The organism is Kocuria sp. NBRC 114282 (genome assembly GCF_030268385.1).
GTDB classification, from domain to species: domain Bacteria; phylum Actinomycetota; class Actinomycetes; order Actinomycetales; family Micrococcaceae; genus Kocuria; species Kocuria palustris.
The window spans coordinates 347,663-371,699 of the sequence record NZ_BSQO01000001.1 but is presented as its reverse complement, the minus strand read 5'-3'; the positions used below and the strand labels follow the sequence as shown (position 1 = coordinate 371,699).

Here is a 24,037-nt window from a genome sequence, read left to right as displayed (position 1 = left end):
TCTGGAGCCGGAGAGACGCGCGACACGCCGCATCCGAAAGCATCTAAGCACACAGGTGATTGCCAGCCGGTGCTCGGCCTGCTCACGGGAGAAGTGTGTCGGCAGGCCTGCCCGTCGCTGGTCCGCTCAGTCGGCGTCGGCGCGCCGGGACAGCCGCAGGGCGGTCACGGCGCAGATCAGCGCCAGTCCGGAGAAGATCAGCATCCACACCGCCATGGGCACCGCGGTGCTGTCGCCGCCGAGTCCGGACAGCGGGCTGGCGATCCCTCCGAGCAGGAACTGCAGCAGCCCGAGAACCGCCGAGCCGGCCCCGGCCCGGTGCCGCGCCTCGGCCTGGCCCAGCGCGATCGCATTGCCCATCACGAATCCGAAGCACGCCTGGGCGGCCACCACGTGGGCGATCAGCGTCCACATCGGCGCACCGGCCAGCAGAGCCGCCAGACCCACCAGGTTGATGCAGCTGAGCGCGATCAGCGCCGTGCGCAGGATGGCGCCCGGGGAGAAGCGGTTCAGGAGGCGGACGTTGACCAGGCCCCCGATCAGCCCGCACAGCGCGCCGAGGGCGAAGACGACCGAGTAGCCGAGCTCCGAGAGCCCCACGATGTTCTGGAGCACGAACGAGGAGGCGGAGATGTAGGAGAACAGGCAGCCGAAGGCGAAGGCCAGGGCCAGCGCCCAGCGCCCAGCCCATGAACACGGGCTGGCCCAGCATGCGCCACGGCCCCTCGAAGATCCCCACCAGGCCGGCACGGCTGCGCTCGGCCGGAGGCAGCGTCTCCTTGAGGACCACGAGCGTCCCGGTGAGCATGAGCAGGCCGAAGCCCGTGAGCAGCCAGAAGACCGTCTGCCACACCGCCTGCGAGGCGATCACTCCGCCGATCAGCGGCGCGACGATGGGCGCCATGGAGGTGATCGTGCCGAGCAGCGTGTAGACCTTGGCGGCCTCGATGCCGGAGACCGTGTCCGAGACCATCGCACGCCCGACCACCACGCCCGCGGCACCGGCGATCCCCTGGACGGCGCGCAGCACGAGCATCATCTCGATGCTCGTGGACAGGGCGATGCCCGCCGAGCTCAGCGTGAACACCGAGGTGCCGGCCACGATCAGGCCGTAGCGCCCCAGGCGATCGGAGACGGGCCCCAGCACGAGCTGCCCCAGGGCCATGCCGATCATGTACGTGCTCAGCGAGAGCTGGACCGCCGTGATCGGGGTCCGGAAGTACTCGGCCGCCGCCGGGATCGAGGCCAGGTAGATGTCCGTGGCCATGGGGCTCACCGCCGCCATGATGCCCAGGGCCACGATGAACATGGCCCGATCTGCTCCGGAGGACAGCTTCAGCCTGGTCAGCGACGACATGGTGCTCCTGCGGGACATGCCCGGTCAGGGCGGGGAGGGGTGGGCGGCGGCCCCATCACCCTAGCGGCTGGCTAGACTCATCGATTGATGAGCGAGCACAGTTCCCCCGATCAGACCGCGCCCGAGACCGACGACCAGACCGGCGGGGATGCGGATCCCACCCGCTTCCACCGCCAGCCGCTGTCCTTCGTGCGCCGGGGCGACCGCCTGACCCATCGCCGGCAGAGGGCCTGGGACGAGCTGGCCCCCGAGCGGATCCTTCAGGTCCCGCGCGAGATCACCGACACCTCCGTGGCCGCCCACGCCGTGTTCGACCAGGAGGCCGTCTACGGCCGGCGCGCCCCGCTGGTCGTCGAGATCGGCTCCGGGCTGGGCGAGGCCATGGCCCACCGCGCCGCCGAGGTCCCCGACCAGGACTTCCTGGCTGTCGAGGTCTACACCCCCGGTCTGGCCGACCTGCTCTCCAAGTCCGACGCCGCCGGGGCCACCAACGTGCGCGCCGTGCAGGCCAATGCCCCCGAGGTGCTCGAGCACTTCCTGGAGCCGGCCTCGGTCGACGAGCTGTGGGTCTTCTTCCCCGATCCGTGGCACAAGAAGCGCCACCACAAGCGCCGCCTGGTCTCCCCCGGCTTCGTCGAGAAGGTCGCCCGCGTGCTGCGCCCGGGCGCCACCTGGCGACTGGCCACGGACTGGCAGGAGTACGCGATCCAGATGCGCGAGGTCATCGAGGCCGACGGCCGCTTCGAGAACCTGCACCCCGGCCCCCTGGCCGATGACGCCCAGCCGGATCAGGGCTGGGCGCCGCGCTGGGAGGGCCGCACCCTCACCAGCTTCGAGCGCAAGGCCAGGGAGGCCGGGCGCACTCCGCGGGATCTGACCTACCGCTTCTCGGGCTGATCCTCGCCGGGGCCGGCCTCGGCGCCCGGCTGGGCGCCGGCCTCCGGGCGCCCCTCGACCGACGACCCGTCGGCGTCCGGGCTGCGGGGCTCGTCCTCCTGAGCGGGGAACGTGCCCGTGCCCCAGTCGTAGTCCACGGGACGGCCGTTCTCATCGGTGCGCTGGTACCAGTCGGTGTACTCGCTGGCCGAGGAGTCGAAATCGGCCGCCGTGGCCCACTCCCGGTCGGGGCCGTCGGCCTTCTGCACGGCGAGCATGAAGTCGTCGCCGTGCTCGTCCACGCCGTGGCGCACGGCCTTCTCCAGGGCCCACTCCCCGTAGGCGCTGCGCAGGATGTAGGGGTCGGTGCGCAGATCCTTGTGGAAGGCCACGGCCATGGCGAAGATGATCAGCGTGAACGGCAGCGCGGTCACGGTGATCATGTTCTGCAGCCCGGTCAGGGCGTTCTCACCGCCGACCAGCAGCAGCACGACCGCGATCCCGGCCATGCACAGGCCCCAGAAGACGGTGACGAGCCTGCGGGGCTCGGGATTGCCCTTCTGCGACATCTGGGAGGCCACGACGGAGGCCGAATCGGCGGTCGTGATGAAGAAGACCGCGAGCATCACGATCACGATCCCCGTCACGACCGCCCCGCCGGGCAGGGTATCGGCCACGACGAAAAAGATCTCCTCGGGAGCCGGCAGGCTGGCCGCCGTTCCGTCGGGGGCGATCGTCTGATGCTGGAACTGCTCGCGGATGGCCGTGCCGCCCAGGATGGTGAAGGCCAGCACCACGATCGACGACGGGATGAACAGCACCCCGAAGATGAACTGCCGGATGGTGCGCCCGCGCGAGATCTTGGCGACGAACACGCCCACGAACGGCGACCACGAGACCCACCAGGCCCAGTAGAACGTGGTCCACGACGACAGGAACTCCTGCATCTCGGGACCGTCGGACATCGAGGCGGAGAGCATCGTGGGCAGCTCGGCGAAGTACGTCACCACGACGGCGGGGACGTAATTGGCCAGGAACGCCGTGGGGCCCACGATGAAGAAGAACAGCGCCAGGGCCACCGCCAGCACCATGTTGATGTTGGACAGCCAGCGGATGCCGCGCGAGACCCCGGAGACGGCCGAGGCGATGAATCCGGAGGTGAGCAGGGCGATGATCATCAGCGCCATAGCATTGCCCGTCTCGCCCAGGCCGGCGAAGATCTCGACGCCGCGCCCGATCTGCAGCGCCCCGATGCCGAGCGAGGCGGCCGTGCCGAACAGCGTGGCGATGATCGCCAGGATGTCGATGATCTTCCCGACGGCGTTGTCCGTGCGCCCGTCGCGGAAGAACGGGGCGAACACCGAGCTCATCAGCGGGACGCGGCCGCGGCGGTAGGAGGCGTAGGCCACGGCCAGTCCCACCATCCCGTAGATCGCCCACGCGTTGAGGCCCCAGTGCAGGGCGGCCTGGGCCGAGGCCAGCTTCATGGCCTCCTGCGTGCCCGGATCGACCGAGCCGGGGCGCGGCGAGAGGAAGTAGGTCATGGGCTCGAACGGCCCGAAGAAGATGATGCCGATGCCGATGCCCGCCGCGAAGAGCATGGCCGCCCACGACGCGGTCGAGTACTCGGGCTCGTCGGTGTCCAGGCCGAGCGGGATCCGGCCGTAGCGCGACAGGGCGAGGCACACCAGGTAGATCAGCAGCCCCACGGCCAGGGAGTTGAAGGCCCAGCCCATGTTCACACTGGTCCACCGCAGCGCGGCCGTCGAGATCTCGGTCAGCGACTGGGTGTCGAGCAGGCCCCACACGATGAACGCCAGGATCAGCGCTCCGGTGACCACGGTGACGATGCGGTCCACGCCGTAGCGGTTGAGCTGGCCGTCCACCGAGATGCCGGGCACCAGCACCGGGTGGATATTGTGCGGGTAGGTGATCTCCCGCAGGAAGGCTCGCCCTGCTGCGGCCTCCTTCCCGTGTCGTCGGGACTCGGTGGGGGTGCCGGACGCTTCGCTCCTGGGCATGGGGGGGGCCTTCGGTGTCGCGGTTCGATGGACTGCTTCACCATAGGCGAAGGCGGCGGCCCGTCCCGGGGAGGACGGACCGCCGCCTTCACAGCCTCGACCAGCGCGTGCCGCTGTGCTGCCTCAGGGCCGCTGGCGCTGCGTCGCGGAGGCGCGCCCCTGGCCGTCGCTCGGGCGGTAGAGCATCAGCGCCCGGGAGCTGGAGACCTCGGGGCGCTCGCTCGGCAGGCGCCGCCTGCCGCGGGGCAGGCGCACGATCTCGCCCGAGGCCGTGGCCGCGAACACGTACTGGTCGGACTCCACCTGCTCCAGGGCCTCGTCGCGCTCCCGCGTGAGCTCGGTGACCCGGTGCTGCAGGGCGGCGACCTGGTTCTCGAGCTCGATGATGCGCTTGATCCCCTGCAGCGAGACACCGTCCTGGGACAGCTCCTGGACCTGGCGCAGCTTCTCCACATCGCGCTGGGAGTAGCGCCGGGCACGGCCCGGGGCTCGCGAGGGCTGGACCAGCCCCAGGCGGTCGTACTGCCGCAGGGTCTGCGGGTGCATGGACGCCAGCTCGGCCGCCACGGAGATCACGAACAGCGGCTTGTCCGTGTCGAGAGCCATGGCATTCACGTTCCTTTCCAGATGATGGGGTTCCGGTGTCCCGGCGGGCGGCCCCGGGAGCGATCCCGGGCCGGCGCTGCGAGGCCGGGCCCGGAGCCGGCTCACGCGCCGGCGCGCTCCATGAGCTTGGCCCGGGGATCCTCGCCGGCTGTGGCGGCGGCGAAGTCCTCGACCGCCTTCTTGGCTGCGTCGTTGAGCTCGGCGGGCACGGCCACCTCCACGGTGACGATCAGATTGCCCTGGCCCTTGGACGAGTGCACGCCCTGGCCCTTCACGCGGAAGCGGCGTCCCGACGACGTCCCGGCCGGAATGCGCAGCGACACGGTGCCGCCGGTCGGCTTGGGGACCTGGACGGTGCCCCCGAGCGCGGCCTCCGGGAAGGAGATCGGCACCGTGACCAGGAGGTCGTCCGTCTCCCCCTTGCGGGAGAAGACCGGGTGCTCGCCGACCTTGACCGTGAGGATCAGGTCGCCCGGGCCGCCCGGGCCGTCATGGCCCTTGCCCCGCAGCTTGAGCTTCTGACCGTCGCGCACGCCCTGCGGGACCTTGACCGTGGTGGTCTTGCCGTCGGAGCGGCGCAGCCGCACCGTGGTGCCCTTGAGCATGTCGTCGAAGGAGATCAGCGTGGACGTGGTGAGGTTCTCGCCCTTGGCGGGCGGCTGAGGGGACTCGTAGCCGTCGAAGCCTCCGGCGCTGTAGCCGCCGCTGTAGCCCCCACCGCCGAAGCCGCCGCCTCCGAAGAGGTCCTCGAAGCTGAAGCCTCCGCCGCCGCCGGTGGTGGTGTAGCGGGTGCGGGTGCGCCCGCCCCCTCCGAAGGCGTCGCCGAACAGGTCCTCGAAACCCCCGCCTCCGGAGCCGCCGGCGAAGCGGGCGCCGGAGCCCATGGCGCGGATCTGGTCGTACTGCTGGCGCTCCTCGGGATCGGCGAGGACGTCGTGCGCCTCGGAGATCTCCTTGAAGCGGGCCTCCGCCTCCGGGTCACCGGGGTGGCGATCCGGGTGATGCTTCTTGGCGAGCGTGCGGTAGGCCTTCTTGATCTCGGCGTCGGTCGCGTCCTTGGAGACGCCCAGAACGCCATAGAAGTCCTTGTCGATCCAGTCCTGACTGGCCATGACGCCTCCTTTCAGGGGCAGTTGACGGTGTGGATGCTGATGACTGCAGGCCCGATCCCTCGGGCGGTGCAGAAGGAGCTGACGGGACCGCCCGCCGAGGCGGACGGCCCCGTCAGCTCAGGTTCTCGAGTCCGCGCAGCGGCTCGGGGCGCGGTGCTCGCGAGCGCATCGAGCTCAGTCGCCGGGGGCGACGGCCACCTGGGCCGCGCGCACCACTCGATCCCCGACGCGGAAGCCGGACCGCAGCACGAGCGAGACGTGATCGGCCTCGACGCCCTCCGCCGGCTGCTGCAGCACGGCCTCGTGCACGTTCGGGTCGAAGGCCTCCCCGACCGCTCCCACGCGCTGCAGGCCGCTGCGCTGCAGCGTCTCCTCGAGCTTGTCGGAGATCCGGGCGAAGGGGCCGTCGGTGATCTCACCGGCCTGGCGGCCGGCATCGATGTCATCGAGCACGGGGATCAGCGAGCCGATGACGTCGGCGATGACGTGATCGCGCAGCTGATCGCGCTCGCGGGCCGTGCGGTTCTTGTAGTTCACGAACTCGGCCTGCAGGCGTCGCAGGTCCTCGAGCCGCTCGCGGGCGAGGTCATCGCCCTTCGGCTCGCCCTCGGCGGAGCCGGCCTGATCGGCCTGGCGGGCCTCCTCGGTCTGCTCCGCGCCCAGGACGTCCTCCGGGGTCAGCGGCTGCTCGGCTGAGGCCTGCTCCTGGTTCTCGGCGGGCTGCTCGGCATCGCCGGGCACCTGATCCTCCGAGCGCGGGTCCTCTGGATTGGTGGTCATGTCTGGCTCCTCAAGCGGTGTGGGCGCGCAGCCCGCCCGAACGGGCTGGGGCTCGCGCGACGGGGTGCGGATGCGGGTGAGGCCCGCCCGGCGCCGCCGCGGGGCCGTCGCTGTGCGCGACGGGCCCCGCGAGGCGCTCGGGCGAGCCTCGCAGCACGGGTCACTTGGACGAGTCGGAGTCCTTCTCGTCGTCGACGACCTCGGCGTCGACGATGTCCTCGTCCTCATCCTGGGCGGGCTGCTCGCCTGCGGCAGCGCCCTCGGCGCCGTCCTGCGAGTAGACGGCCTCGCCGATCTTGCCCATGGAGCCCTGCAGCTTCTCGACGGCCGACTCCACGGCGGAGTCGTCGTCGCCCTCGAGCGCGGTCTTCACCGCGTCGATGTCCGCCTGGACCTCGGTCTTGACATCGTCGGAGAGCTTCTCCTCGTTGTCCTTGACGAGCTTCTCGGTCGAGTAGGCCAGCTGCTCGGCGTTGTTGCGCATGTCGGCCGCCTCGCGGCGCTTCTTGTCCGACTCGGCGTTGGCCTCGGCGTCCTTGACCATGCGGTCGATGTCCTCCTGCGACAGCGAGGTGCCGCCGGTGATGGTCATGGACTGCTCGGTGCCGGTGCCCTTGTCCTTGGCGGACACGTGCACGATGCCGTTGGCGTCGATGTCGAAGGTGACCTCGATCTGCGGCACGCCGCGCGGGGCCGGCGCGATGCCGGTCAGCTCGAACGTGCCCAGGTTCTTGTTGTCCCGGGTGAACTCGCGCTCGCCCTGGAAGACCTGGATCGAGACCGAGGGCTGGTTGTCCTCGGCGGTCGTGTAGACCTGCGAGCGCTTGGTCGGGATGGCCGTGTTGCGCTCGATCAGCTTGTTCATGACGCCGCCCTTGGTCTCGATGCCCAGCGACAGCGGGGTCACGTCGATCAGCAGCACGTCCTTGCGGTCGCCCTTGAGCACGCCTGCCTGGATGGCGGCGCCGATCGCGACGACCTCATCCGGGTTGACGCTCTTGCTGGGCTCCTTGCCGCCCGAGAGCTCCTTGACCTTCTCCACGACCGCGGGCATGCGGGTCGAACCGCCCACGAGGACCACGTGGTCGATGTCCGAGACCTTGATCCCGGCCTCCGAGATGACATCCCGGAAGGGCTTCTCCACGCGGGCCAGCAGATCCGAGGTCAGGGACTCGAACTTGGCGCGGGTCAGGGTCTCATCCAGGTGCACCGGGCCCTCGCTGGTGACGGAGAGGTACTGCAGCGAGATGTTGGTCGAGGAGGCCGAGGACAGCTCCTTCTTGGCCTGCTCGGCGGTCTCCTTGAGGCGCTGCAGGGCGATCTTGTCCTTGGACAGATCCGCGCCGGTCTTGGACTTCACCTGCTCCAGCAGCCAGTCGACGATGCGCTGATCCCAGTCATCGCCGCCCAGGCGGTTGTCGCCGGCGGTGGCAGCGACCTGGATGGTGGAGAAGTCGTCGTCGTCCTTGCCGACCTCCAGCAGGGAGACGTCGAACGTGCCGCCGCCGAGGTCGAAGACGAGGATGTTCTCGTCCTCCCTGCCCTTCTCCAGGCCGTAGGCCAGGGCAGCCGCGGTGGGCTCGTTGATGATGCGCAGGACGTTCAGGCCCGCGATCTCGCCGGCCTCCTTGGTGGCCTGGCGCTCTGCGTCGTTGAAGTAGGCCGGAACGGTGATGACGGCGTCCGTGACGTCGTCGCCCAGGTAGGCCTCCGCGTCCGCCTTGAGCTTCATGAGCGTGCGGGCCGAGATCTCCTGCGGGGTGTACTTCTTGTCGTCGACCGTAATCGTCCAGTCCGTGCCCATGTGGCGCTTGACCGAAGCGATGGTGCGATCGACGTTCGTGACGGCCTGTCGCTTGGCGACGGCGCCCACGAGGGTCTCGCCGTCCTTGGAGAATGCGACGACCGACGGGGTGGTGCGGGCACCCTCCGCGTTCGCAATGACGACGGGCTCGCCGCCCTCCAGCACTGCGACGCAGGAGTTGGTGGTGCCCAGATCGATGCCGACTGCTCGAGCCATGCTAATTCCTCCTTCTGCCGAAGCCTTTCCGGGGCCTTCGGATCTATGCGTGTCCTGCTCACTGCGAGCGGTTGCCGGACCCTTCGCCCCGGACGGCCTCTCTCGTTGAGCTTTCTGGACTCAAGTATAGCCCTGCCAACCTTCGTGTCAAGCAGACTTGAGTCAGTTCGTATCAACTTTCCGATGCGCCCGTGCACTCCGCTGTCCCGCGCTCGTCAGGGCCCGCTCATACGCCGCACATGCATGCCGCCTACACTGGAACGCATGTATCGCATCGCAGTCGTGTGCACCGGCAACATCTGCCGCTCGCCGATGGCCGAGCTGGCCCTCGAGCGCGAGCTCGATCGCGCCGGGCTCTCCTCATCGGTCGCGGTGGACTCCGGGGGCATCTCGGACGAGGAGCACGGCAACCCCGTGGATCCCCGGGCGGCGCGGGTGCTCGAGCGCGAGGGGCTCGATCCCTCCGGGCACAGCGCCCGCCAGGTCACCCTGCAGTGGTTCGAGGACCACGACCTCCTGCTGGCCATGACTCCTGAGCACGCTCGGGCCCTGCGCGCCATGGCCCCGGAGGGCGCCCAGGACCGGGTGCGCCTGTACCGCTCCTTCGACCCGCAGGCCGCCGATCTGCCCGAGTCCGAGCAGGGCGTGGCGGACCCCTGGTACGGCGGGGCCGAGGGCTTCGAGAGCACGTGGGAGATGGTCGTCGACGCGCTGCCGGGGATCGTCGAGCACGCCCGCGAACAGGCAGGGGCCTGAGGCATGCAGGACGTCGAGCTGCACATGGACCCCGCGATCGCCGAGCGCAACCCCTCGGGCATCGCCCTCATGCATCAGCTCACCGAGCCGATCCACCGGCCCCACCTCATCGGGATCGACGGACGCTCCGGGGCGGGCAAGACCTCGCTGGCCGGGCAGCTCGCGCAGGTGCTGTCCGTGACCCGAGATGTCGTGGTCTTCCACCTCGAGGACCTCTACCCGGGCTGGGACGGCCTGGATCGGGGCATCGCCATGTACGAGGAGTCCATCCTCTCCCCGCTGCGCGACGGCCGGGACGCCTACTGGACGGCGTGGGACTGGCTGGCCGACTCGCCGGGCGGACCGCGGCTGACCCGTGCTGCGGAGATCGTGGTCCTGGAGGGTGTGGGAGCCTGCAGCGCACCGGCGCGAGAGGTCCTCGACGTCTCCGTGTGGGTCGAGCTGCCGGAGGCCCAGCGCCGGGAGCGCGCCCTGAACCGCGACAGCGGCTTCGAGCCCTACTGGGACATTTGGGCCCAGCAGGAGCTGGACTACCTGCAGCGCGATCCCGTGTGGGAGTCCGCCACCATCATCCAGCCCGGCCCCACCGGCTGAGCCCTCGGTCTCACTGCCAGATGAAGCGGTGGGTCCCCAGCAGCTCGGAGACCGCCGGCGCCGCCCCCGCCGCTGCGACCGCGACCCCCAGCAGCAGGGCATCGGCCCGTCCGAAGCGCAGAGGTCGAGCCCAGGTGCGGCTGCCGGCGTCCACCACCCCGCCGAAGCCGCGCACCTCCATGGTCACGGCCAGCCGCGAGGCCCGCCGCAGGGACTGCACGAGCAGCCCGAACGCACGCCCGCCCAGCTCCCGCACTGCCGCCAGGGGGGCTCGGGAGCCGCCGACGCCGCGTGCCCGACGAGCCGTCACGAGCACCTGCCACTGATCGATCATGACCGTGACCAGGCGCAGCCCCACGAGCGCTGCCAGCACGACCCGCACCGGCAGCCGCATGGTCCGGGCAAGCCGGTCGGCCAGATCGGTCGGGTCGGTGCTCAGCAGCAGCATGACGCCCGGCAGGGCCAGGGCCAGCCCACGCAGCGCGATCGCGGCCCCGGCGGCGATCGAGCCCGAGGTCAGCTGCAGGGGCCCGGCACTCACCCACAGGTGCCCGCCGGCATCCGAGAGAACCGCGGTGCCCCAGCCCGAGAGCAGGGCGGCCACCAGCAGGGGCCAGATCCGCAGCAGCAGAGCACCGGGCCGCTGGCCGATCGCAGCCAGGCCCACGAGCTCCACGGCCAGGATCAGTCCGGAGGTCACGGGATCCGCCGAGAGCAGCAGCGCCAGGCTCAGCACCGCGACCGCCCCGAGCTTGGCCAGGGCGTCGCGGCGAGCCAGGGCGCCGCGCTGCCGAGCGGGCGCGCTCGTGGGCCGCGCTTCCTCCGTCGGCCGGGTTCGGGGTCGCACCGCGATCTCCTCGGCTCCCAGGGCGCGGACCAGGTCGTCATCATGGGTCACGACCACGACGCAGCGGCCCTGCCGCACCTGCTCGGCCAGCAGCTCGACGACGGCCGCCCAGGTCACTGCGTCCTGCCCGAAGGTGGGCTCGTCCAGGATGAGGATCTGGGGTGCTGCAGCCATCACCGTGCCCACGGACAGGCGGCGCTTCTGGCCCCCGGAGAGGGTGAAGGGATTGGCCTCGGCGTGGGCCGAAAGATGCAGCCGCTCGAGCAGCTCGTCCACGCGGCGGGCGATCTCGTCCTCGGGGACCCCGGCCCGGCGCGGGCCCACGGCGAGCTCCTCGCGCACGCTGCCGGTGAGGAACTGATGCTCGGGCTCCTGGAAGACCGTGCCGATGCGCTCCACAAGCTCCGGGCCGGACCATACCGAAGGATCGTCCGGCAGCCCTCCGGCGAGGCTGCCGGCAGCGCGCACCGTACCGGCGCTAGGCACGAGCAGACCGGCCAGCGTCAGGGCCAGCGTCGACTTCCCGGCGCCGTTCGGCCCGGTCAGCGCGAGCGCGCTGCCGGCGCGCAGGCGCAGGTCCACCGGCTGCGCCGCCGGGGCGCCGGCCCAGGCCCCGTCGGGCACCGCGTCCCCGCGGCGCACGCGGCGACGGCGGCGGGAGAGCAGGCCCTGCGAGGGCTGCTCGCGCGAGACCTCAAGCTCGTCGGCGCGCAGGAGCAGCTCACCGGGGGCGGGGGCCGGGGCGGCCGCGGCGGCGCGCTGGCCCGGCAGCCAGATGCCGGCGCGGCGCAGCTGCTCGCGCTGGGCCCCCCGGGCGCCGAGGACGTCCTCGGGGCTCCCGTCGGCCAGCACTCCCCGCGGCCCCAGGACCACGACGCGCTCCACCAGATCCGCCCAGACCTCGGTGCGGTGCTCGACCACGATCAGCGTGGCCCCGGTGTCCTCGACCACCGTCTCGACCGCCCTGCGGACGGTGGCCACCCCCTCTGGATCCAGGTTGGCCGTGGGCTCGTCGAGCAGCAGCAGGCGCGGGCGCATGGCGGTGATGCCGGCCAGGCCGAGGCGCTGCTGCTGCCCGCCGGACAGCGCCGAGGTGTCCCGGCTGCGGGAGATCTCCAGCCCCACGGCACGTAGGGCGGCATCGGCCTGGTCCCAGATCTCCTCGGCGGGCACGGCCAGGTTCTCCGGGCCGAACGCGACGTCGTCGCCGGCCCTGGCCAGCAGGATCGAGGACTCCGGATCCTGCTGGAGCAGGCCGGTGACGACGCCGCGCTGGGCTGCGGGCTGTCCGTCCACGAGCAGTTCGCCGCGCGGGCCGCTGCCTCCTGAGGGCGCTGCGCGACCGCCGTCGGGCCCCGGCCCGGGGGCATCGGAGGGGGCATCGTCCTCGGTGTCCGGGAGCACGCCCGCCAGGGCGTGCAGCAGCGTGGACTTGCCCGAGCCGCTGGCGCCCAGCAGCAGCACGCGCTGCCCCGCGGGGATCTCGAGGTCCACCTGCTCGAGGGCTGGGGTCTTCCGACCCTCGGGCTGCCAGCCGAAGCCGCGCGCGAGCACGGCGGCTCCGCCGCGCACGGCCCTGTCGGCTCCGTGCGTGCGAGCGGTCATCGACCGGAGGCCAGGCCCGAGAGCACTCCCGTGGAGCGCAGAGCGCGCGTCAGTGCCCACATGGCAAGACCGGCGATGACCGCCCCGGACACCGTGCCCAGCACGACGTAGACCGCCTGGTGGGCCATCGGCCACTCGTAGTAGTAGATCAGGCACTCGGTCAGCGTCCCGAGCGCTCCGGCGGCAGCGCCCGAGGCCACGGCCACGACCGGGCCGAAGCGGCGGTACCCAGCGGCCAGGAAGACGGCCTCCGCCGCCGCGCCCTGGATGAGACCGGAGAGCACGACCGTCATGCCGAAGTGGGTGCCCAGCAGCCCCTCGAAGCACGCCGCCAGCAGCTCGCAGGCCAGCGCTGCGCCGGGGCGGCGGATGATGAGGGCGGCCAGCGGCCCGGCCATCAGCCATCCGCCGACCAGCAGGCCGCCCGCCGGCGGATAGCCGACCGTGACGGCCTGGGAGAGGGGGTAGACCAGAGCGGACCAGGCCCAGAAGATCACGCCGCAGGCGGCGGCCAGCACTGCGAGGACCACGAGGTCGAGCACGCGCCACCGCAGGCGGGAGCGCGCGCTGCGCTGCGGGGAGCCGACGGTTCCGGAGTCGCGGTCCGAGCGCGTATCGAGGCCGGATCCGGTGCTCATCTGACCGGTGCTGCGATGCTGCGTCATGGTGGTCCTCCTGGGGGCCCGGGGACGCCGCGGCGCCCCTGTCATCAGGAGGGGAGAAGCGCTTCTCGCGCGATGCTGCGTGGGCGGGCGCCCGCAGGAACGCGCGAGAAGCACCTCCGAGATGCTCGACTTCCTTCGCCGGTGCTAGCCGGAGCAGGTTCGAGGGTCTGCGGCGGACCGCACTCTCAGCGCCCTCGGGCGCTCCCCTGTCGTATTCCTGGGATCCTACGCCAAACGCGCAGCAGATGCAGGTCGCCCTCAGCCGGACCCGGAACGGACGAAGGCGCCGGGAGCACACGGCTCCCGGCGCCTTCGCCATCGATCAGCAGGCCGCGCGCAGCGGCCGGCCCGGATTGGTCGAGATCAGGCGCGGCCCTTGGCCTTCTCATGGGCCTTGAGCTCGGCCTTCTCGCGCTGCTCGGCGACCTGGCGGTTGACCAGGGTCCGCACGACCGTGGTCAGCACGCCGCTGACCACCGCGAACAGGACGATGTCGAGCCAGCGGTCCTCACGGGGGTCATCGCCCTTGGACGGGACCTGGCGGCCGGTGACCTTCTTCCACGTGGCGTCGAGGCCCTTGGTGGCGGCCTGCACGCCCAGCACGGACGCGCCGGTGCCGATGAGTCCCATGATCTTGGGGTTCATGTCATCTCCTACCCCGAGTGAGCCACTCGGGAGATCGCGGAACCGGCGCCTCAGCCGGCGCCGGAGGTTCGGTGCTCACCCTAGCGCGCTCGGCGAGCCGTCGCGGATCACGACGGGCGATCCGCGCCGCCCTGCGACTCGGCGGTGTCGGCCTCGTCCAGGGCTGCGGCCAGGTCATCGGCGATCAGCGTCTCATCGAGCACGTGCTTGGTCCGATAGCTCGAGCGCCCCACCATGTGCGCCGAGACCGGCGCCGTGAGCAGCATCAGGGCCCAGCCCAGCAGGGCCAGCGGCAGCAGCGTCCACTCGCGGGAGTGGATCACCACGGCCAGCAGCATGCACAGCAGACCGAGCACCTGCGGCTTGGTGGCCGCGTGCATCCGCGACAGGACGTCCGGCAGCCGGATCAGGCCGAGGCCGGCCGTCAGGGACATGAGGCAGCCCACGAGCAGCAGCACGCCCACGACGATGTCGAGCACGAGGTCCATGGGATCCATCAGCGGTGTCCCTCCTTCTCGGACGGGGCGGGCTTCTGCATCGGGGCGGGCCGGTGATCCTGCTCGGCCCGCTCGCCCTCGACCGGCTCCTTGGTGGCGCCCTCATCGGTCTGGCCCGTCTTCCGGGGCCGCGTGGGCTGGACGAACCGCGCCACGGACACCGAGCCGATGAAGCCCAGCAGCGAGACGGTCACGATGACCATCATGTAGTCGGAGTGATCGCTCCAGACCATCTCCAGGGCGATCGCGGCGACCACCACGGAGAGCAGGACGTCGCTGGAGAGCACGCGGTCCAGCAGCGAGGGTCCCTTCACCAGTCGGTACAGCACGCCGGCGGCCCCACCGGCGAGCATCACGAGGCACACGGCCATGACGAAGGTGCTCATCGGCTCTGCTCCTCATCCCGTCGTTCGGCCTTCGATCTGTGGGCGTAGCCCGCCCAGCTGCGCAGCACGGCCCGAGGGCTGAGTCCACGGCCCTTCTGGGCGTCCTCGCGCCGCAGCGCGGCGTAGTCCTCCGGAGAGCCCATCATGCGGATCCAGGCAGCCTCGGTGTTGCGCACGGACTCCCGGAAGTGCTCGATGTCCTCGTCGTCGTGCACGTCCAGGACGTGGAAGTAGAGGATCGCGTTCGGACGATCCACCTCCAGCAGCACCGAGCCCGGGATCAGTCCCGTGGTGCTTCCGGTCGCGGTCATGATCAGATCGGAGTGCGAGCGCATCTGCACGGCGGTCACCGACGAGGAGGCCCTGGGCCCATGGGCGATCACGGTCCACATGACCTCGAAGCTGGCGCGGATGACCTGCCACAGGAAGGTGACGAACAGGGTCACGGCGTGCAGCACGTTGAAGCGGCTGGACAGCTGCACGGGCGGCAGTGCCAGCGCCCGGGTGACCAGCAGGGACAGCACCAGGCCCACCAGGAGGTTCTTGGCCGTCAGCTCGCCCCACAGCACGGCCCATACGAGCATGAGCCACAGGATCAGGGGGATCTCCACGGCCCAGCGGTGCTCGCGCCGCCGCGGCCGGGCGGATGCGGACCCGCGGGATGTCGCTGTCGAGCTCACTGATCTGCCTCCTCGGACTGCTCGGCGCCCTGCCGCTGCGCGTCGGCCTCGGCCGAGGGCCGCGAATCCGTGCCGTCGTAGACCTCGCGCTGGATGCCGGCGCCGCTGTCCTCGCCCACGTCCTCCCCGTACTGCTCGCCCTCCGGCACGCTCGGTGCGGCAGGGTCATCGGAGCTCGGGTCCTCGCCGTCGTCCACGACGCCGCGCGGTCCCGATTCGTCGCCGAAGACCGCCTCGACGTAGCGCTCGGGGTGCATGAGGTTCTCCGCGGCGTTGTCGGCCACCGAGAACAGCGGTCCCGCGAAGACCGTGAGGGCGACCCCGACCGCCACGAGCATCCCGGTGGGCATCACCATGGAGAACGGCATGAGCTGCACGTTGCTGCGACCGGCCCACCGGCCGCCGCCCTCGGCCTCCATGGACACCGAGGCGGCGCTGCGGGGCCCGTGCTCCCGTGCCTCGTCCCGGGAGACCAGCAGGACCGGATCCGGGTAGTCGGCGTCGTCGGGGGCGCGCAGGAACGCCTTGTTCCAGATGCGCATCAGGGCCATCAGCGTCAGCAGCGAGGTGAGCACGGAGCCGGCGATCACGACCCAGATGGCCCAGCCGCCCTGGTCGGTGCCCGCCTGGATCAGGCCCACCTTCCCCAGGAAGCCGGAGAACGGCGGGATGCCGCCCAGGTTCAGCGCGGGGATCATGAACAGCAGGGCCAGCAGCGGCGACAGCCCGACCAGACCGCCCAGGCGGTCCGTGTTGGTCGACCCGCCCCGGCGCTCGATCAGACCGGCCACCAGGAAGAGGCTGGTCTGGATGATGATGTGGTGGACCACGTAGTAGACAACTGCCGCCATGGCGGTCTGCGTGCCGACCGCGATGCCGAAGATCATGTAGCCGATGTGGCTGACCAGCGTGAAGGACAGCAGACGCTTGATGTCGATCTGGGCCAGCGCTCCCAGGATGCCCACGACCATCGTGAGCAGCGAGACCCACAGCAGCAGCTGATCCGCCCCGTCCCCCGGGAACAGCAGCGTCTCGGTGCGGATGATCGCGTAGACGCCCACCTTGGTGAGCAGGCCCGCGAACACGGCCGTGACGGGTGCCGAGGCCGTGGGGTAGGAGTCGGGCAGCCAGAACGACAGCGGGAAGACCGCGGCCTTGATGCCGAAGGCGACCAGCAGCATCAGGTGCAGCTGCATCTGCGTGCCCACCGGCAGATCGCCGAGCTTCACGGCCAGATCCGCCATGTTCACGGTGCCGGTGGCCGCGTAGATCATCGCGATGGCGATCAGGAACAGGACCGAGGAGATCACGGAGACGACCACGTAGGTCACGCCGGCCCGGATGCGCTGGGCCGTGCCGCCCATGGTCATCAGGACGTAGGAGGCCATCAGCAGGATCTCGAAGCCCACGTACAGGTTGAAGAGATCACCCGCAAGGAACGCGTTCGAGACGCCCGCGACCAGGATCAGGAAGGTGGGGTAGAAGATCGAGATGGGGCCGTCGTCGTCGCCGTCGGCGATGCCCTGCCCGGTCGCGAACAGCAGCACCGCCAGCGAGACCAGGGTCGAGACCACGAGCATGATGGCCGAGAGCTGGTCCACGACCAGCACGATGCCGAACGGGGCCTGCCACCCGGCGATGTTGATCGAGGTGGGGGCCGACTCCCATGCCGTGGCCAGCACGAGGCACTCGGCCAGCAGCGTCAGCGACAGCGACACGATCGCCACGAAGCGCTGGGCCCGGTTGCGGCGCACCAGCACCAGCGACAGCGCCGCGCCCAGGAAGGGCAGGACGATGGCCAGCGGGGCGAGCTGGATGATGTCGAAGCTCATCGCCGTCCCTCCTTGCGCTGACGCCGCCGCTCAGCGGACTCATGCTCCCTGCGGTGGCGTGCCAGCTCCTTGGCCCTCTCCTTCTCGTGCTTGTCGATCTCGTCGTCGTCGAACTCCGAGTCCTCCTCGGGCACCTCGGCGTCCAGCTCCTCGTCGTACGACGACTGGACTGCCACGCGGCGGTCCTCGGCGTCGTCAGTGATCTCATCGCGATGGGAGAGCACCCAGGAGCGGTAGATCATGCCGAGCAGGAACGCGGTGATCGCGAAGCCGATCACGATCGCCGTGAGCACGAGCGCCTGCGGCAGCGGGTCCGAGTAGGCCCTCGGGTCCAGACCTGAGTCGTAGAGCGGCGAGCGCCCCGGCAGCCCTCCGGTGTGCAGCAGCAGCAGGTTGGTGCCGTTGGTCAGCAGCATGATGCCCAGCAGCACGCGGGTCAGCGAGCGCTCGAGCAGCATGTAGACGCCCACGGCGTAGAGCACGCCCATGACCACCAACATGGTGAGGTTCAGGCTCATCGTCGTCCCTCCCCCGTCCGGTCGTCATCGGTGCTTGTGCGCTTGCCGGCGCTGAGGATCTGCTGCCGGTCCATGCCCCCGCCCCCGAAGTCCTTGAGGTCGGTCTCGGAGACGGTGACGTCCTGCGTGGCGTCGCTCTCGGTCAGGTCGACGTCGTCGCTGGCCTCTTCGCGCAGGACGGTGATCGCCCCGGTGCTGCCCGGCTCCGAGGAGGGGCGGCGCACCACGCGGATGCGGGCGCCGCCGCGACCGGCGGCACGACGACGGCGGCGCAGCGCCTCGTCCTCCGTGTGCCGATCGATCTGCCCGCCGAGCGAGCGCAGGACGTCCAGGACCATGCCCACGACCACCAGGTAGACGCCGACATCGAAGATCATGGCGGTCACGAACTTCACCTCGCCGATGATCGGCCAGGTCCACTCGAACGTGTAGCTCTGCATGATCGAGCCGCCGAAGAAGATCGGGGCTATGGCGTAGACCGCGGCGATGGCCAGGCCCAGGCCCAGCATGGTGCCCGCGTTGATGGGCGTCGAGCGCCACAGCTCGTAGCGCCCGCCCGCGAGATAGCGCAGCGTGAGCGCCAGACCGGCGGTCAGGCCGCCGGCGAATCCGCCGCCGGGGAGGTTGTGACCGGCGATCAGGAAGTACAGCGAGACCATGATGATCGTGTGGAACAGCAGCCGAGTCACGATCTCGAGCACGATCGAGCGCCGCTCCGGGGACAGCGTGCGCCCGGCCACGATGTAGGGATCGTCCTCGTCGCCGCGGAAGGACCGCGAGACGCGGTCGAACTCGGTCTCGAAGCTGCGCGCGGTGATCTCGGCGCGCTGGCGGATCTGGCGGATCTGCCCGGTGCTGGGCTGGGCCGTGGCGTGCGGGCGGTCCCGGCGCCCGAGCACGAAGATCAGCGAGGCGATGCCGGTGGCTGCCAGGACCAGCACGGAGATCTCCCCGAACGTGTCCCACACGCGGATGTCCACGAGCAGCACGTTCACGACGTTCGCGCCGTCGCCCTCCTCGTAGGCCAGCCGCGGCATGGCGAACGAGACCGGGGACTCGGTGCGCGAGGCCATGGAGAAGGCCGCCAGCAGCATCATGAAGCCGCCGAAGAGGATCGCGATGATGGCCCGCGGCAGGCGGGTGCGATCGGCCTTGCGGTCCCACACGGGCGCCGGCAGGGTCCGCAGCGCCAGCACGAAGGCCACCAGGGCGATGGTCTCCACGAGGGTCTGGGTCAGCGCGAGGTCCGGGGCGCCCTGCAGGGCGAAGGTCAGCGCCAGGCCGTAGCCCGTCACGGAGACGAGCAGCACGGCCAGGAAGCGCTTGCCCGCGCGCAGCACGGCCAGGCACGCGCCGATGATCAGCGCGGCCGCCACGAGCTGTCCCCACGAGTCCGCGATGCGCATGGAGCCCAGCGGCGGGGTTTCGTAGAGGAACAGGACGGTGACCGGCACGACGATCGCCGTGATCAGGATGACCGAGAGGTAGAAGCTCAGCGAGCCCCTCTGGGTCTTGCCCGTGACCCACACAGCCAGCTTGTCCAGGGAGTCGATGACCTCGCGGTAGATCCGCTCGGCCGGGGTCATGTGCGGCAGGGAGTGCAGCACCGCGGCCAGCGTGCGGCGATTGGCGTGCATGAGGAGCCCGAGCGCGATGATCCCCAGCGAGATCAGCAGCGCGCCGTTGATGCCGTGCCACAGCGCCAGGTGCAGCGTGGCCTCGCCGGCGAACTCGCCCACCCAGGGCAGCAGCGAGTGCTCGACCGGTCCGGGCACGAAGCCGTAGACGATCGTCAGGACGGTGAGCACCACGGCAGGGGCCACGAAGGAGCGGGCTGCGTGGTGGGCCGGGGTGCGCATGGGCCGGCCGTCCTCGCCCGTGGGCAGCTGGGCGAACGCGCTGCGCTTGACCCCGAAGGCGCCCCACACGAAGCGGGCCGAGTACACGACGGTGAACACCGAGCCGAGGATCACGCCGAGCAGGCGGATCCAGGCCAGGGCGTCTCCCGTGTCCGCCTGGACGTCGTGGAGCAGGGTGCCGAGCACGGCCTCCTTGGCCACGAAGCCCCCGAACGGCGGGACGCCTGCCATCGAGGCCGCTGCGATGATCGCCACGACCAGCAGGACGGGCATCTGGCGACCGAGCTCGGAGAGCTTGCGGATGTCGCGGGTGCCGGTCTCGTGGTCGATGATCCCGACCGTGAGGAAGAGGGTCGCCTTGAACAGCGCGTGGCCCACGAGCAGCGCCATGCCGGCCAGGGCGGCGTCGGGGGTGCCGACGGACAGGACCAGGATCATGAAGCCCAGCTGGGACACGGTGCCGTAGGCCAGCAGCAGCTTGAGGTCGTACTGGCGCATGGCGACCCAGCCGCCGAAGACCATGGTGCCGACGCCCAGCGTGAGCAGCATGGGCTGCCAGGCGGCGGTGTCCGAGTAGCCCGGGGCCAGCCGGGCCACCAGGTAGACGCCGGCCTTCACCATGGAGGCGGCGTGCAGGTAGGCCGAGACGGGCGTGGGGGCGGCCATGGCCTCGGGCAGCCAGAAGTGGAACGGGATCAGCGCCGACTTGGTCACAGCGCCCACGAGCAGCAGCGCGATCGCGACGTCGATGATCGGCCCGTGCGAGGCCAGCTGCGGGCCCATGGCCACGAGCTCGGAGATCCGGTAGGTGCCGGCGCTCTGCCCCAGCAGGATGACGCCCACGAGCATGGTCAGGCCGCCGGCGGTCGTGATGATCAGGGCCTGCATGGAGGCGCGACGAGCCGAGAGCCGGACGCGGGCATACCCGATGAGCAGGAACGACAGGACGGTCGTGATCTCCCAGAAGATGAACAGCAGCAGGAGATCATCGGCCACGACGAGCCCGTACATGGCCCCGGCGAAGGCGACCAGCTGCGCGCCGAAGGAGCCCGTGTCCGGGGAGTCCTCCGAGAAGTAGCGGGCGCAGTAGGCCAGCACGAGCGCACCGATGCCCAGCACGATCAGCGACATCACCCACGCCAGGGAGTCGGTGCGCAGGGCGATCGCCAGGTCCATGGTGGGCAGCCAGGGGATCACCTGCTGCCACTGCCCGGAATGCGCGGCCCCGCCCTGCAGCAGCACCCAGATGAACGAGGCCGCCGGCACCGCCGCGATGACGTAGAAGGCGGACCGGCCGAAGCGGGTGAACAGGAGCGGTGCGAGCAGAGCGATGGCTGCGTGGGCTATCAGCACTGCCAGCACGTGCGCCTCCGTTGCGGCTCGAGGAGTTGACGACCAGCGGCTCTGCAGGCCGGCCGATCGGTCGAGGGACCGGCGACAAGGGCAGCGGCTCGTAAGTCGTCTTGCGGGGTCGTCTTGCGGGGAACTGCCCAGCAGACTACCAACTCGCCGGCAGGCCCCGCCGTGCCCAGGGCCACCTTCACCTTGTCGCGAAATCGTCCGACGGCCGCCGTCGCCCCTAGTCTTCAGCATCATGGAATCCACTGCGCGGCCCGCGGCCGTCGATCCGACGGTTCCCCCTGCTCCGCTGTCCCCCGCCGGGCCCGGCGCCCTGCGCTCCTGGTACCTCTACGACGCCGCGATCTCCGTGATCGATGCGCTGATGATCACGTTCGTCTTCGGGACATACCTGACGTCAGGGTCCTTCGGCAGCACCGAGCACGCCACGCAGATGCTGTCCCGGGGAACGGTCGTGGCCGCGGTGATGATCGCCGTGGCGGCTCCGCTGATCGGCTGGCTCTCCGACCGCAGCGGCCGCCGATCGACCGGCATCGCCGTGTTCACGGGGATCTGCGCGGCGTGCACGGCAGCCTGCTTCCTCGTGCGCCCCGACGAGCAGCTGCTCATGCTCGGCGTCGTCCTGCTCAGCGCCGCCAACGCGGCCAAGGAGCTCGCCGTCGTGGACTACTACGCGACCCTTCCCGGACTGACCTCCCCGGAGTCGATCGGACGCGTCAGCGGACGCGGCTGGGCTGTCGGCTACATCTTCTCGATCCTGGCCACCGCGTTCGTGCTGTTCGGCTTCATCACGCCCGGCTTCGTGGGGCTGCCCACGGACGAGGCCCTCAACGTCCGGGCGGTCGCCCTGTTCTGCGCCGTGTGGTGCGTCGTCCTGGCTGTCCCGCTGATCGTGAGCCTGCGCCGCATCGAAGCCCGGTGTCCCAGCCACCGGGCCCCGGGCACCGGCGGCGGAGCTCTGGCTCCCCACCGGGAGATCGTGCGCATGGTGGTCCACCTCTGGCGCACAGATCGTCGGGCGCTGCACTTCCTCGCGGCCTCGGCCGTGTTCCGCGACGGCCTCTCCGCCGTGTTCGCCTTCGGCGGCCTGATCGCTGCGGGGACCTTCGGGTTCAGCCTCACCGAGGTCATGATCTTCGCGATCGCGGGCAACCTGATCGCGGGCCTCGGTGCACTGCTGGGCGGCCAGCTCGACGACCGCCTGGGTCCCAAGCCGGTGATCGTCGCCGCACTGGCCCTGGTCGCCGTGGCCGGCACCGCCCTGATGCTGCTCGAGGGCAAGGGGGCCTTCTGGGTCTGCGGCCTGGCGCTGTGCGTAGCGGTCGGCCCGGCCCAGGCCTCGTCGCGGTCCTACCTGGGGCGGCTGACCACCGAGGGCACGGAGGGCTCCCTCTACGGGCTCTACGCCACGACCGGGCGTGCGGTGAGCTTCCTGGCCCCGCTGCTGTTCGGGACGGCCATCGGCGTCTTCGGCGAACAGCGCTACGGGATCCTGGGCATCGTGGCCGTCGTCCTGCTGGGCCTTCTCATGATGATCGGGCTGCCCACGCGGCCCCGGCCCGCGGTGGCCGCCGCCGAAGCGGTCTCCACCGCGCACACCGCCTGAGCCCTGCAGCATGCGGCTGCGCACAGCAGCCCGCGCCGCCCGAGTGCTCTTCAGCGCGGCAGCTGCGTGCGGTGGAAGCTCAGGTGCGAGCGCGAGGCCGTGGGTCCGCGCTGGCCCTGGTAGCGGTTCTGGTGATCCCCCGTGCCGTAGGGCTCCTCGGCGGACGACGACAGTCGGAAGAAGCACAGCTGCCCGACCTTCGAGCCCGGCCACAGCTTGATCGGCAGCGTGGCCATGTTGGACAGCTCGAGGGTCACGTGCCCCGAGAAGCCCGGGTCGATGAAGCCCGCGGTCGAATGCGTCAGCAGCCCCAGGCGCCCCAGCGAGGACTTGCCCTCGAGCCGGGCGGCGATGTCGTCTGGCAGGCTCACGCACTCGTAGGTGGAGCCCAGCACGAACTCGCCGGGATGCAGCACGAAGGACTCCTCCGGATCCACCTCCACGAGCCGGGTCAGCCCCGGCTGCTCGATCGACGGGTCGATCACGGCGTGCTTGTGGTTGTCGAAGAGCCGGAACCATCGGTCCAGGCGGACGTCGATGCTCGAGGGCTGGATGAGGTCGAGGTCGCAGGGCTCGAGCCGGACCCGCTGGGCCTCGAGCTCGGCGCGGATGTCGCGATCGGAGAGCAGCACGGCTGCCACGGTAGTCCACGCGGGAGCCCGACGCATTGGCGCCATGTCGTGGACTGCGCTAGAGTCGGCGTTCGTCGCGCGGCTGTAGCTCAATGGTAGAGCGCACGCTTCCCAAGCCTGATACGCGGGTTCGATTCCCGTCAGCCGCTCTCTCGTCGGCCTGCGCCGACCGCGCCCGCAGACCCTCCGGTCTGCGGGCGCTTCTCATCGGACGGCCCTTCCGGCTGCGGACAGGGGCGCTCCGTGCGGCCGCAGCCCCGAACGCCACGCGCATATGCCGTCAGCGGCATCCGAGCTTCCCCGCACCCCTGCTCTCGTCTCGTGAAAGGCAGCCATGCTGCGCACCATGTTCACCGGCAAGATCCACCGCGCGACCGTGACCCACGCGGACCTGCACTACGTGGGCTCCGTGACCGTCGACCTGGACCTGCTCGAGGCCGCCGACATCCTCCCGGGCCAGCTGGTCCACATCGTCGACATCACCAACGGGGCGCGCCTGGAGACCTACACGATCCCCGGCGAGCGCGGCTCGGGCGTGATCGGCATCAACGGCGCCGCCGCCCACCTCGTGTCCGTGGGCGACCTCGTGATCCTGATGGCCTACGCCCAGATGGACGACCAGGAGGCCCGCACGTACGAGCCGCACGTCGTCCATGTGGATGCCGGCAACCGCATCGTGCACCTGGGGCAGGACCCCGCCGAGGCCGTCGTCGGGGACGTGAAGACCCCCGATCACGCCGTGAGCTCCCCGGACGCGCGCGCCGAGCTGGGCGGGCGCGGCTGA

Annotated in this window: 20 protein-coding genes, 1 tRNA gene, 1 pseudogene and 1 riboswitch; of the genes and pseudogenes, 6 read left to right on the top strand and 16 right to left on the bottom strand. The window is 70.7% G+C overall.

The features are described 5' to 3' along the window. Positions 1 to 126: 126 nt before the first annotated feature. Positions 127 to 1,267 (bottom strand): annotated as a pseudogene (locus QSJ40_RS12760) (multidrug effflux MFS transporter). 177 nt (positions 1,268 to 1,444) lie between these two features. Here QSJ40_RS12760 and trmB point away from each other — a divergent pair. Beyond that, positions 1,445 to 2,254, top strand: a complete 810-nt coding sequence (trmB, locus tag QSJ40_RS01680; RefSeq protein ID WP_006213835.1) for a tRNA (guanosine(46)-N7)-methyltransferase TrmB — start codon at positions 1,445 to 1,447, stop codon at positions 2,252 to 2,254. On the opposite strand, the gene QSJ40_RS01675 is transcribed toward trmB, so the two are convergent. The 5 genes from QSJ40_RS01675 to dnaK all read right to left on the bottom strand — a co-directional run bounded on the left by QSJ40_RS01675 (position 2,236) and on the right by dnaK (position 8,772). Beyond that, positions 2,236 to 4,254, bottom strand: a complete 2,019-nt coding sequence (locus QSJ40_RS01675; RefSeq protein ID WP_278856413.1) for a BCCT family transporter — start codon at positions 4,252 to 4,254, stop codon at positions 2,236 to 2,238. The genes trmB and QSJ40_RS01675 overlap by 19 nt on opposite strands. A 123-nt stretch (positions 4,255 to 4,377) precedes the next feature. Further along, positions 4,378 to 4,860 (bottom strand): heat shock protein transcriptional repressor HspR, encoded by a 483-nt coding sequence (locus QSJ40_RS01670; protein ID WP_006213838.1) that lies wholly within the window; start codon positions 4,858 to 4,860, stop codon positions 4,378 to 4,380. Positions 4,861 to 4,961: 101 nt separating this feature from the next. Continuing rightward, positions 4,962 to 5,972, bottom strand: coding sequence for a DnaJ C-terminal domain-containing protein (locus QSJ40_RS01665; RefSeq protein WP_024289805.1), 1,011 nt, complete (start codon positions 5,970 to 5,972; stop codon positions 4,962 to 4,964). 174 nt (positions 5,973 to 6,146) lie between these two features. Then, complete coding sequence (locus tag QSJ40_RS01660; protein ID WP_285728414.1) at positions 6,147 to 6,752, bottom strand: nucleotide exchange factor GrpE; 606 nt, start codon at positions 6,750 to 6,752, stop codon at positions 6,147 to 6,149. A 160-nt stretch (positions 6,753 to 6,912) separates the two neighbouring features. Continuing rightward, positions 6,913 to 8,772, bottom strand: a complete 1,860-nt coding sequence (gene dnaK / locus QSJ40_RS01655) for a molecular chaperone DnaK (RefSeq protein ID WP_285728413.1) — start codon at positions 8,770 to 8,772, stop codon at positions 6,913 to 6,915. Between the two features lie 264 nt (positions 8,773 to 9,036). Here dnaK and QSJ40_RS01650 point away from each other — a divergent pair, with 264 nt between their 5' ends. Together QSJ40_RS01650 and QSJ40_RS01645 are read left to right on the top strand one after the other, a co-directional pair. Continuing rightward, positions 9,037 to 9,528 carry a low molecular weight protein-tyrosine-phosphatase gene (locus QSJ40_RS01650; RefSeq protein WP_285728412.1) on the top strand — a complete coding sequence of 164 codons (492 nt, stop codon included), beginning with the start codon at positions 9,037 to 9,039 and terminating at the stop codon, positions 9,526 to 9,528. 3 nt (positions 9,529 to 9,531) lie between these two features. Continuing rightward, positions 9,532 to 10,122 (top strand): nucleoside/nucleotide kinase family protein, encoded by a 591-nt coding sequence (locus tag QSJ40_RS01645; RefSeq protein ID WP_285728411.1) that lies wholly within the window; start codon positions 9,532 to 9,534, stop codon positions 10,120 to 10,122. 10 nt (positions 10,123 to 10,132) lie between these two features. Here the strand turns inward: QSJ40_RS01645 and QSJ40_RS01640 are convergent, their stop codons facing one another. The 9 genes from QSJ40_RS01640 to QSJ40_RS01600 all read right to left on the bottom strand — a co-directional run bounded on the left by QSJ40_RS01640 (position 10,133) and on the right by QSJ40_RS01600 (position 21,018). After that, positions 10,133 to 12,574 (bottom strand): ATP-binding cassette domain-containing protein, encoded by a 2,442-nt coding sequence (locus QSJ40_RS01640; RefSeq protein ID WP_040560441.1) that lies wholly within the window; start codon positions 12,572 to 12,574, stop codon positions 10,133 to 10,135. After that, positions 12,571 to 13,239, bottom strand: a complete 669-nt coding sequence (locus QSJ40_RS01635; protein WP_006213845.1) for an ECF transporter S component — start codon at positions 13,237 to 13,239, stop codon at positions 12,571 to 12,573. The genes QSJ40_RS01640 and QSJ40_RS01635 overlap by 4 nt, the downstream gene beginning before the upstream one ends. 113 nt (positions 13,240 to 13,352) lie before the next feature. Then, a riboswitch (TPP riboswitch) is annotated at positions 13,353 to 13,457 on the bottom strand. A gap of 145 nt (positions 13,458 to 13,602) precedes the next feature. Then, positions 13,603 to 13,884: a DUF4235 domain-containing protein gene (locus QSJ40_RS01630; protein ID WP_285728410.1), complete on the bottom strand. Its 282-nt coding sequence runs from the start codon at positions 13,882 to 13,884 to the stop codon at positions 13,603 to 13,605. 107 nt (positions 13,885 to 13,991) lie between these two features. Next, positions 13,992 to 14,381, bottom strand: a complete 390-nt coding sequence (gene mnhG, locus QSJ40_RS01625) for a monovalent cation/H(+) antiporter subunit G (RefSeq protein WP_024289798.1) — start codon at positions 14,379 to 14,381, stop codon at positions 13,992 to 13,994. Further along, positions 14,381 to 14,767, bottom strand: a complete 387-nt coding sequence (locus tag QSJ40_RS12755) for an MrpF/PhaF family protein (protein ID WP_352155859.1) — start codon at positions 14,765 to 14,767, stop codon at positions 14,381 to 14,383. Before QSJ40_RS12755 ends, mnhG begins: the two co-directional genes overlap by 1 nt. Further along, a complete protein-coding gene (locus tag QSJ40_RS01615) occupies positions 14,764 to 15,447 on the bottom strand; it encodes a Na+/H+ antiporter subunit E (RefSeq protein WP_061712173.1) in 684 nt (227 codons plus the stop codon). The genes QSJ40_RS12755 and QSJ40_RS01615 overlap by 4 nt, the downstream gene beginning before the upstream one ends. Then, complete coding sequence (locus tag QSJ40_RS01610; protein WP_285728409.1) at positions 15,444 to 17,279, bottom strand: Na+/H+ antiporter subunit D; 1,836 nt, start codon at positions 17,277 to 17,279, stop codon at positions 15,444 to 15,446. The genes QSJ40_RS01615 and QSJ40_RS01610 overlap by 4 nt, the downstream gene beginning before the upstream one ends. After that, entirely contained in the window at positions 17,276 to 17,797 is a 522-nt protein-coding gene (locus QSJ40_RS01605) for a Na(+)/H(+) antiporter subunit C (protein WP_285728408.1), read from the bottom strand. The genes QSJ40_RS01610 and QSJ40_RS01605 overlap by 4 nt, the downstream gene beginning before the upstream one ends. Then, on the bottom strand, positions 17,794 to 21,018 hold the full coding sequence (locus tag QSJ40_RS01600; protein WP_285728407.1) for a Na+/H+ antiporter subunit A: 3,225 nt from the start codon (positions 21,016 to 21,018) through the stop codon (positions 17,794 to 17,796). The genes QSJ40_RS01605 and QSJ40_RS01600 overlap by 4 nt, the downstream gene beginning before the upstream one ends. A gap of 232 nt (positions 21,019 to 21,250) precedes the next feature. On the opposite strand from QSJ40_RS01600, the gene QSJ40_RS01595 reads away from it, so the two are divergent. Continuing rightward, positions 21,251 to 22,621: an MFS transporter gene (locus QSJ40_RS01595; RefSeq protein WP_285728406.1), complete on the top strand. Its 1,371-nt coding sequence runs from the start codon at positions 21,251 to 21,253 to the stop codon at positions 22,619 to 22,621. 50 nt (positions 22,622 to 22,671) lie between these two features. Here QSJ40_RS01595 and dcd read toward each other — a convergent pair whose 3' ends face one another. Beyond that, on the bottom strand, positions 22,672 to 23,253 hold the full coding sequence (gene dcd, locus QSJ40_RS01590; RefSeq protein ID WP_285728405.1) for a dCTP deaminase: 582 nt from the start codon (positions 23,251 to 23,253) through the stop codon (positions 22,672 to 22,674). Positions 23,254 to 23,331: 78 nt separating this feature from the next. Between dcd and QSJ40_RS01585 the strand changes: the two genes are divergently transcribed. Next, positions 23,332 to 23,402, top strand: a tRNA-Gly gene (locus tag QSJ40_RS01585). A gap of 185 nt (positions 23,403 to 23,587) precedes the next feature. Next, positions 23,588 to 24,037 carry an aspartate 1-decarboxylase gene (panD, locus tag QSJ40_RS01580; protein ID WP_006213858.1) on the top strand — a complete coding sequence of 150 codons (450 nt, stop codon included), beginning with the start codon at positions 23,588 to 23,590 and terminating at the stop codon, positions 24,035 to 24,037.

Bases quoted from the DNA above. Each gene is read 5' to 3' on its own strand.
- trmB (WP_006213835.1), top strand. From the start codon at position 1,445: ATGAGCGAGCACAGTTCCCCCGATCAGACCGCGCCCGAGACCGACGAC.
- QSJ40_RS01675 (WP_278856413.1), bottom strand. From the start codon at position 4,254: ATGCCCAGGAGCGAAGCGTCCGGCACCCCCACCGAGTCCCGACGACAC.
- QSJ40_RS01670 (WP_006213838.1), bottom strand. From the start codon at position 4,860: ATGGCTCTCGACACGGACAAGCCGCTGTTCGTGATCTCCGTGGCGGCC.
- QSJ40_RS01665 (WP_024289805.1), bottom strand. From the start codon at position 5,972: ATGGCCAGTCAGGACTGGATCGACAAGGACTTCTATGGCGTTCTGGGC.
- QSJ40_RS01660 (WP_285728414.1), bottom strand. From the start codon at position 6,752: ATGACCACCAATCCAGAGGACCCGCGCTCGGAGGATCAGGTGCCCGGC.
- dnaK (WP_285728413.1), bottom strand. From the start codon at position 8,772: ATGGCTCGAGCAGTCGGCATCGATCTGGGCACCACCAACTCCTGCGTC.
- QSJ40_RS01650 (WP_285728412.1), top strand. From the start codon at position 9,037: ATGTATCGCATCGCAGTCGTGTGCACCGGCAACATCTGCCGCTCGCCG.
- QSJ40_RS01645 (WP_285728411.1), top strand. From the start codon at position 9,532: ATGCAGGACGTCGAGCTGCACATGGACCCCGCGATCGCCGAGCGCAAC.
- QSJ40_RS01640 (WP_040560441.1), bottom strand. From the start codon at position 12,574: ATGACCGCTCGCACGCACGGAGCCGACAGGGCCGTGCGCGGCGGAGCC.
- QSJ40_RS01635 (WP_006213845.1), bottom strand. From the start codon at position 13,239: ATGACGCAGCATCGCAGCACCGGTCAGATGAGCACCGGATCCGGCCTC.
- QSJ40_RS01630 (WP_285728410.1), bottom strand. From the start codon at position 13,884: ATGAACCCCAAGATCATGGGACTCATCGGCACCGGCGCGTCCGTGCTG.
- mnhG (WP_024289798.1), bottom strand. From the start codon at position 14,381: ATGGATCCCATGGACCTCGTGCTCGACATCGTCGTGGGCGTGCTGCTG.
- QSJ40_RS12755 (WP_352155859.1), bottom strand. From the start codon at position 14,767: ATGAGCACCTTCGTCATGGCCGTGTGCCTCGTGATGCTCGCCGGTGGG.
- QSJ40_RS01610 (WP_285728409.1), bottom strand. From the start codon at position 17,279: ATGAGCTTCGACATCATCCAGCTCGCCCCGCTGGCCATCGTCCTGCCC.
- QSJ40_RS01605 (WP_285728408.1), bottom strand. From the start codon at position 17,797: ATGAGCCTGAACCTCACCATGTTGGTGGTCATGGGCGTGCTCTACGCC.
- QSJ40_RS01595 (WP_285728406.1), top strand. From the start codon at position 21,251: ATGGAATCCACTGCGCGGCCCGCGGCCGTCGATCCGACGGTTCCCCCT.
- panD (WP_006213858.1), top strand. From the start codon at position 23,588: ATGCTGCGCACCATGTTCACCGGCAAGATCCACCGCGCGACCGTGACC.